The 389-nt window shown below is 66.8% G+C and carries 1 protein-coding gene; it reads right to left on the reverse strand.

Features of this window, described 5'->3' with window-relative positions; genetic code table 11:
• On the reverse strand, positions 1–389 hold a 389-nt coding region (locus WG924_RS28100; protein WP_345936341.1), incomplete at both ends, for a cadherin repeat domain-containing protein.

Genomic DNA, 389 nt, shown 5'->3' on the forward strand with positions numbered 1-389 from the left:
TGATCGTCACGCTCCGCTGCGCGCTCAACCCGCCGCCATCGGTCACCGTGATCACCAGATCGACGCTCGACGCCGCCTCGCGATCCAGGCTCACACCGTCTTTCAGCTTCAGCACGCCCGAGACGATCTCGAACCGCGCATCATCGACCATGAAGCTCAACTGGCCATTGCTGCTGCCCGGCGCATCCGGATCGCTCGCCGTCACCCGGCCGATCACCGCACCCGCCGTGTTCTCGGCAACCACCGTGCCCGACACCACCGGCACCGCCGGCGCCTCGTTCACGTCCAGAACCCGGATCAGCACATCCGCCGACGCGGTATCGCCTTCCGTCACCGAGGCCGTGATCCGGATCGTGATCTCCGAAGCCGCCTCGCGATCCAGGCTCACA

The organism is Tistrella arctica (assembly GCF_039630945.1).
GTDB classification, from domain to species: Bacteria; Pseudomonadota; Alphaproteobacteria; order Tistrellales; family Tistrellaceae; genus Tistrella; species Tistrella bauzanensis.